The 7,362-nt window shown below is 45.4% G+C and carries 5 protein-coding genes and 1 pseudogene; 4 read left to right on the top strand and 2 right to left on the bottom strand.

What is annotated here, in order from left to right:
- Nucleotides 1–3,190: tandem-95 repeat protein (locus A3738_RS02565; protein ID WP_156502548.1), on the top strand; the 3,190-nt coding region annotated here is incomplete at its 5' end.
- A 48-nt stretch (nucleotides 3,191–3,238) separates the two neighbouring features.
- Nucleotides 3,239–3,736, top strand: a complete 498-nt coding sequence (locus tag A3738_RS02560; protein WP_068501450.1) for a hypothetical protein — start codon at nucleotides 3,239–3,241, stop codon at nucleotides 3,734–3,736.
- A gap of 67 nt (nucleotides 3,737–3,803) precedes the next feature.
- Here A3738_RS02560 and A3738_RS02555 read toward each other — a convergent pair whose 3' ends face one another.
- Nucleotides 3,804–6,020 (bottom strand): patatin-like phospholipase family protein, encoded by a 2,217-nt coding sequence (locus A3738_RS02555; protein ID WP_068501447.1) that lies wholly within the window; start codon nucleotides 6,018–6,020, stop codon nucleotides 3,804–3,806.
- A 364-nt stretch (nucleotides 6,021–6,384) separates the two neighbouring features.
- Here A3738_RS02555 and A3738_RS02550 point away from each other — a divergent pair, with 364 nt between their 5' ends.
- Together A3738_RS02550 and A3738_RS02545 are read left to right on the top strand one after the other, a co-directional pair.
- Nucleotides 6,385–6,708: a cadherin-like domain-containing protein gene (locus tag A3738_RS02550; protein ID WP_068500968.1), complete on the top strand. Its 324-nt coding sequence runs from the start codon at nucleotides 6,385–6,387 to the stop codon at nucleotides 6,706–6,708.
- A 17-nt stretch (nucleotides 6,709–6,725) separates the two neighbouring features.
- The gene (locus A3738_RS02545; protein WP_068500970.1) at nucleotides 6,726–6,977 is read left to right on the top strand and encodes a hypothetical protein; all 252 of its coding nucleotides are present in this window, start codon (nucleotides 6,726–6,728) and stop codon (nucleotides 6,975–6,977) included.
- 71 nt (nucleotides 6,978–7,048) lie between these two features.
- Here the strand turns inward: A3738_RS02545 and A3738_RS30430 are convergent.
- A pseudogene (locus A3738_RS30430) lies at nucleotides 7,049–7,362 on the bottom strand (GTP-binding protein); the annotation flags it as partial.

Below are 7,362 nucleotides of genomic sequence, written 5' to 3'. Positions count from 1 at the left end.
GGTCGCGCAGGATCAGAATTTCCAGATGAACGAAGACGGGACGATCACGCTTACAGATGGGGATCTGTTGGCGGGAGCGTCGGATGTTGATGGTGATACGCTGAGTATCTCAGATGTTGCATACACAGGTACGGATGGAATCTTCACCGATAATGGAGATGACACATATACCTTTGCACCGAATGAGAACTTCAATGGTAATGTCACCGTCGACTTTACCGTGTCTGATGGTCAGGGTGGTACCGATACGGCCCAAGCGAATATTATAGTTGTTCCTGTGAATGACCCGCCAGTTGCAGGGGATACGTCTTTCAGCATGAATGAGGACGGTACAATTACATTGACACCTGCACAGCTTTTGGCGAATTCAAGTGACGTTGAAGGTGATGTGAGTCTGCAAGGTGTGAGCTACTCAGGATCAGATGGAACGTTGAGTGCGAATGATGATGGCTCCTTTAGTTTTATTCCGAATGAGAATTTCAATGGCGACATTGTCCTCGATGTGGTTGTGTTAGATTCTGAGGGTGCGAGTGATACGGCCCAAGCGAATATCGTAGTTGTTCCTGTGAACGATGCACCTCAAGCAGGCAACGTAGGAACATTGACTACTAATGAAGACAACTCAATAGAAATTGATCCTGATTATATTCTTGGCTTTGCTTCCGATGTAGATGGCGATGACTTAAGCCTTGCCTCCCTTACATTGCGTGACCCGAACCATGGAACGCTCACGCAGAATGCGCAAACAGGCGTATATAGCTTTAGTCCCGCAGCGAACTTTGCGGGTGCGGTTGCCTTAGATTATTTAATTAATGATGGCACCGTAGACACCGCTGGCAGCATGGAAGTCAACGTCATACCAGTGAATGATGCGGCCTTTGTGGATGGGAATTCGCACGCAACGGTGATGGAGGATGGTCAAATTACCTTCAATGCCGATGACTTGCTGAATCTTTTTGGGGACGTGGATGGAGACAATCTGACCATTTCCAATGTCATCATCGCCGATGGCGACGAAGCAGAAGGCCAAGTGGTGGCTAACGGCGATGGTACCTTCACCTTCACTCCTGAAGATGACTTTGCCGGTACTACTCAGCTGCAAGTGATTGTGAGTGACGGTACGGTTGAAACAGCGATGGATATGCCTGTCTACGTGCGTCCTGTCGCTGACGGTGCGGTCATTACTAAGAGTCAAGATGGCCCGATTGTGATGAACGAGGATGAGACCGGCTTCTTGAGCTTGAGTGTCGATTTACTCGATGCCTCGGAATCACTCACAAGCTTGGTGATGACGGGTTACCCATTGGGCTTCACGATTAGTGATGGTGAACATTCGGTGACGATCACCGAAGAAGGACAGCTGATCTTGATTAATGATTGGGATATCTCGAATATCTCGATCGACCCACCTGAAAACTGGCACGGTACCTTCGAAGTAACTTTGACAGCCACTACCGTTGATTATGGTGATGAAAACTCGAATGCCTTGCCTGATAGCAGCGATATTACGGGAGATTTCGATGCCACAGAAGGTCAAGATCTGATCATTACTGAGCTTGATCTTTTAGATATGGCTGAGAACATACAAGTGCAAGATGGCGATGAACCTGGATTTGTACACTTAATTAATAACTCGCAAGGCGCGCTTGTTGATAATGGTGATGGCACATGGACGTTCTCACCGGCTGATGGTTTTACTGGTGAAGTGGACTTTGCTTATGTGATCCAACGTGATGGTGAGTTGTTCGACGAACAGAGCAGTATTGGTGTTCAACCTGCTGTACCTGGTGCGGACAATGGGCTCGAAATCGAGGGTATTGCAACGACAGATATCGACAAAGGCAACTCGGTTGAATTTACTGATGCGGATTTACTTGCTCAGATTAACGGTGTCGATGGTAATGACCTGTCAATTACTGGTGTGCAAATTACCGATGGTGTCGGTGTACTTAGACAATCGAGCGATGGCACATATACCTATACGCCAGATCCAGATTTCTCTAGCGAAGCACAGATTAGCTTCGTGGCGAGTGACGATTTAAATAGCGTGACGAGTTTCGTGAATGTGAATGTCATCAACGCTGCGCCAGAAGTTGTTGCTGTAGATCAGGCATCAGATTATACAGTCGCCGAGGATGGATCGATTACATTCACAGAGTCAGAGTTGCTAACTGCTGTGGGTGCGACGGATGCTGATGGCGACACTATGACTGTTGAAGGCTTAGGTGTGCAGCCGGATAGTGGCACGGTGATCAACAATGGTGATGGCTCATGGACAGTATGGCCTGATTCTGACTTTGGCGGTAATATGGAGCTGACCTACATGGTGAACGATGGCACATATAGCACGCCCGCAACAGTGCTTCTTACAGTGACGCCAGAAAATGATGTGCCGACTGAAAGTACTCCATTGTATGTAGAGATGAATATGAACGGCACGACCACGCTGACACTCGACGAGTTGCTTGCCAATGTTACTGATGTTGATGGCGATACCCTATCAGTCAGTAACTTCCAGTCTGACAATGCAACGGTGAGCGATAATGGTGATGACTCCTATAGCATTGTGGCTGATGGTGACTTCCAAGGAACGGCTGGCATTACCTACGATGTGAGTGATGGCACAGAAACAATCCAAGCATCAATTAGCGCAAATGTGTCGCCTGCTGAGGATGGCCAAGTCGACGGTGAGGCAGCAGATTATACGGTTTCTCCTGGTGGTAGTTTGAACATTGCGATGCCAAGTTCAATTAGTGAGGATGATAGCGTGGATCATGTGATTGCGAGTGATCTTCCGGATGGCGCAACCATCAGCAATGGCCTTGAAGATAGTGATGGTAACTACGTGATCAGTGGCGATTTGAGTCAACCGATACAAGTTTCACTGGGTGATGGTTTCGAAGGCGATGTGTCGATCAATGTCATAGGTTATGACGCCTTAGACCAAACTGTCGATGGTGCGAGTGAAATCATTAGTATCGAAGTGGATGATGCTTATGCAGCGCAAGGTAGCTCTGCAGATGGCGCTAATGTGAATGCTGGTAGCGATGATCAGGGTGGAGGTGATTGGACGAATGCCGACAACACTAATGCAGGTGTTGATGTAATGGATGACAGTTCAAGCTTCGACAACGCGAATGATAACAATGGCAGTAACGATGACATGTCTGATTTAGGCGGTATTGGCTAGATTATTGATGCGCTTTCATCTTGGTGAACATCGCCTAAGGGAGCAGATATGGCTTTGCAATTGACCTATGACTCGGTCGAAGATCGCGTATTGTTTCTCAGTCACCAAGAAGTGCGTTACCCTTCTTGGTGGTTAAGCCGCAGGTCGATCTTGCGGCTGATTCAATCTCTCAACTCAGCAGTGGCCGCGCACTATGAAACGGAGAAGATACTCCAAAAGGTGTCAGAAACTCAGACTTCTGAAACGACGAATCGAGATGGAAACGCTAGGTCTGAACAATCCGTCGAACAACAAACACTCGACGAATACCGTCAAGCGCACTTAGAGAGCAGCGAGACGAGTGTTGAACGTCACTCTGAGCATGTTTCCGAGGCTCAGAAATATCCTTATGCGCGCAGCATTAGGTTAGATTTGCTCGAAAATAACCGTGTTGCGTTGGTTTTAAGTGACGGCGTGTCGAGTGGTTTGAAGCTGGAGTTTCATGAAGATGGCGTGCATCAGTTCGCTGATATGTGCTTGCAGGTGGTGAGACGATGTAGGTGGTGATTAGCTATTGAAGACTAAATATTGAAGTCAGAGTATATTCACTCTGCTCCCGGTCTTTCTAAGTCACTTACAGCCCTTTGCCAAGAGATACATATAGGCTCTCTTGACTGTTTTCTGAGATGCCATAGCCCAAGAACGCGGGCCCAATGGGACTGTCCCAACCGAAAAACGCCGCGCCACTAGAGATGAGATCTTTGATACTTATGTCAGCTCGATTGTCCCAAACATTACCTGCTTCGTATGACGCACCAATGTATAGAGGGAGTTTGGTTCCTCCGAAACTATTGGCGGCAAGTTCATAGCTATAGACTAATCGAGCAAAACGCATATGTGGACCAGCAATAAAATCTCGGTCATTGCCCGATAAATTCAAGAAACCGCCTAGTTCAAACCCACTGAATTGCAGATTGCCTTGATTGGCAAAGGTGCTACCAACTTTGATGGTTGGTTTGATACTGTGGTAGCCAAATGAAAAAGCCGTTTGAATCTGTATTTCGACTTGATCTACGTATTCTTTAAAACCGAAGGCGTTTGATTCACTGCGTTTGCCTGTAGCACTAACCTTCCAGCCGTTGCGGGTAAAGTTGGGATTATTTTGGTTGTCGTATTCAGTTTTTATGAATGCGGCTCCGCTGTCATATCTTACCGAGGAAGCACCAATTATTTGTTGTAAGGGATCAGGCACTTTAACGCGGCCGTTTTCAAATTCTAGGCCAAGTAGGAGGTCAAAATTGTCGCTAAATTCGTAGCCAATGCCAGCCTTTGTGTTTTGATAGGAGCGAGTAAGCTCTCCTAAATTTTGATTGTTATCAGAGTAGGTTGAAATTTCTCGCGCAATTTCAGTTCGCGCTTGAATGAAGTATCCACTGGTATTTAAGGGCCAATAGATGTCGCTCGTAAGCCGTTTTTCTGTACCGAATTCAACGGCATTTGTCCATTCCGCTCCATATGGGTTCAAGTTGGTATAGCGCCACGCAGTGCCAATTTCGAATAAACTGAAAGAACGAAAGTTGTCCTCGAAGTTGAATTGAAAGTCCAGGTATCCTGGTCCCCATTCTTTTTCGTTCACAGTTAAAATGAGTTGTTCTTCATCATTAACAATCTCGATTGAGCTAGTAATCAGAGCGATCGTACCTTGTCCTAGAAGCCGCTCAATGCCTTTGTTTATTTGTTCTCGTGTGAAAGGTGGAGGCCCATCCAGTTGCATCCTTTCAAGTAAGTACTTATTAGCTAGGCGAGTATTATTAATTAAGCGTATCTGGTGAATTTGATCTTTTTCTTCTTGTGTTTTTCTTGCTATTGAATCGCGCAATAACTGAATGTCTGAGCGCTTCGAAAAGACCTCTGTGGCGAGTTGATAACCTTCTTCTAGTGCATCAGTCATAGCGTCAAAATCAAGTACACCCATATTCCCCAGATCAGGACGAATAAGGATGTCTCGCTCTGTGAGTGTTGATCGTGCCTCAGCTTGGTTTGACATCATTAAGAAGTTCGACATTTGTCCAAGCACAGCAACGCTAGAGTCGATTTCTTCGCGTTTAAGAATTGGTGCTCCGATATCTACGGCAATAACGATATCTGCGCCCATTTGTCTTGCAACACTGATTGGCAAGTTATTCGCGATGCCGCCGTCAACTAAAATGCGACCGTCGATTTCAGTCGGTCTGAGTACCCCAGGTATAGACATCGATGCTTGCATTGCTTGCGCTAAATCACCCCTTGAAAGAATGACTTGTTCACCAGTTTCCAGATCCGCTGCAACGGCTCGATAAGGAATTGCGAGACTATCGAAGCTATCAAATTTTGAATAACTGCCCAACATCTCATGAACGAGCGAGCGCATTCCCTGTCCTTGTATAATACCCTTAGGGAGTTTGATGCCTGAGCTGTCTAGTCCGATGTCGAGTTGAATTGGAAATAAGTCATTATGACGTTTACGTCGATTGGGAATGCGTGATCGAGGAAGACTATCTTGATAACCTCTATTCCAATCAGCGCTTAGAAACTTAGATTCAATATCTTTAGCAGATTTACCGGTGGCATAAAGACCAGCGACAAAGGACCCAACGCTAGTCCCTGCAATAACATCGACAGGAATCTTAGCTTCTTCAATAGCCTTCAGAACACCGACATGAGCAGCTCCTTTCGCCCCACCGCCGCCTAGAACCAACCCAATACAAGGGCGTTGTAAATCTTTGGGACAACTCGTTTCGTTGGGTGCCTCTTGTGCAGCAGTATGAGTTGTGAAACATAGCGCTAAAAAACTTAATAAAAAGCGTTTCATTATAAGTTGTTTTTATCTTTGTTGGTGCAGGTATGGTTGAACAGCAATGCATTAACTATGACTAGCCTTTTTGACTATGGCAAGCGTGTTTTTATATGTAAGCGGTGAGTAAAAGTTAACCTTCCCGGGTAAAAGTAATGGTAATTAAGGAAGGTTGTTCTAGCTAAGTTTTCTAGTTGTATTAGAGGATCGTTACATCCTGTTTCAAAAATATCTTGAGCTGAACACAAAATAACCAATTCTGTGGGGCTTAGTAGCTGTTTTCTTTTCTAGACCTCATTAACCAGAATGGTGTCTTTAGTTACAAAAAATTGACTTTAGTGCGACGGAATCATTTTGGGAGTCTAGGTTTCACGAGGGCGTCATGAAATATATTGTTGTTCAGAATCTCAGCATACTCGTTGAGTTAGATAATGTAGATGGCACGTGGACCTTTACGCCAAATCTGCACGAGAACCAATCGATTATTTTTACGTATGATGTCGCCGACGATAGTATGAATGCTGCTATATACGGTATTGTCGGCGATCACACCCTTTCTAGCGGTATAGGAGATGATCTACTAGTAGGCGGGAAAGGTACCGATATCTTAACTGGCGGTGGGGGTGTAGACACATTTAAATTCGTGACGAATGATGAAAATACTACCGTAGAATTTTTACCGATACGATTGCTAATTTTGAAGTAGGCACCGACCATATCGATTTGACTAAATTCTTACCTGAAGACAGCTTAAACTCAGGCTCCTCTGACTTTATCGACTTGAGCGAAGATGAGGATGGCAACACCGTTCTATCGATTCATACAGGTGGCGATGGTGCTGATGTTGATCAAGAAATTAAGATTGAAGGCGTTTCAATGGATGAGATCTACGGTGCTGATACCACAGGTATCAGCGAAGTCGATATTTTGCAGAAGACGCTTGAAGATCAGAACCTGTTGAATGGCAGTATGTAAGTGCTTGATAGAAATCCGGAAGAAGCTAAATGACTTAGCTTCTTCCGAGTGTTTTGCGCGGTAGCTAAACACTAAGAAACCAAACACGCTACCAAAGACTCTTCCCAAGTGGCATCAACGTCATCGCAAATGATTTCAATGCGGCTTTCGTAGGCTTCGCCAATCTCGAACAATGACAGTTCATTGTCGGCGAGATTAAAGCCACAAACACCTTGATTGGTAATGAATACGGCTTTCATGCGCTCGACATTTAAGCTGCCCAAAAAAGCCTGCAGTTTGACTAGGTCGAATTCGTCGCTTGGTGGAATTGTCCATCCGACGCTTTTAAACCCTTCACCAGAATTTTCGGCTTTGTTGATTGCACCTTTGCTTGAATTAGGATTTG

It is taken from the genome of Oleiphilus sp. HI0066 (genome assembly GCF_001635725.1).
Note: the sequence above shows the minus strand (reverse complement) of the source record. Positions and strands in the feature narration are given on the sequence as shown.

Excerpts from the sequence above, each read along its gene's own strand:
- A3738_RS02550 (WP_068500968.1), top strand. The coding sequence starts at position 6,385 with ATGAAATATATTGTTGTTCAGAATCTCAGCATACTCGTTGAGTTAGAT.
- A3738_RS02555 (WP_068501447.1), bottom strand. The coding sequence starts at position 6,020 with ATGAAACGCTTTTTATTAAGTTTTTTAGCGCTATGTTTCACAACTCAT.
- A3738_RS02560 (WP_068501450.1), top strand. The coding sequence starts at position 3,239 with ATGGCTTTGCAATTGACCTATGACTCGGTCGAAGATCGCGTATTGTTT.